Origin of the sequence: Bacteroides sp. MSK.20.12, from assembly GCF_019052435.1 — a bacterium.
GTDB classification, from domain to species: domain Bacteria; phylum Bacteroidota; class Bacteroidia; order Bacteroidales; family Bacteroidaceae; genus Bacteroides; species Bacteroides xylanisolvens.
The window spans coordinates 1-408 of the sequence record NZ_JAHQVH010000116.1; the positions used below are offsets into that span (position 1 = coordinate 1).

A 408-nucleotide genomic window follows, 5' to 3' on the forward strand; every position below is an offset into this window, starting at 1 on the left:
CCTGCAGACGAATGTCATCCTGAATGTGGCCTTTCATGATAAATTGGTAGACGTCGATCGTGGCGATGTTTTTGCCGTTACGTACCAGCTGCACATTGCGAAGGCTACCTATGTCGCTGACTCCACCTGCACGGTAAAGTGCATGGAACACAGTAGAAAAGGATGATAGAGAGTAAGTACCCGGCTGGACTACTTCACCCATTACATTAATCTGAATAGTACGGATGCTGCCCAAAGTCAAACGGATGTCAGAAGTGGGGTCATTCGTATTATTAAGACCATTATATATCTTGTTTAATGTTTTTTTGAGATAGTCATTGGCTTCAGAGATAGTCAGTCCGTTCAGGTTGACAGGACCTATTTTCTGAATGTTGATCGTGCCATCAGGAGAAATCTGTTGGCGGATAG

Annotated in this window: 1 protein-coding gene; it reads right to left on the minus strand. The window is 44.1% G+C overall.

Translation table 11 applies throughout. The features are described from left to right. The coding region (locus KTR06_RS24390) for a polysaccharide biosynthesis/export family protein (RefSeq protein WP_217290903.1) at positions 1-408 on the minus strand (408 nt) is incomplete at both ends.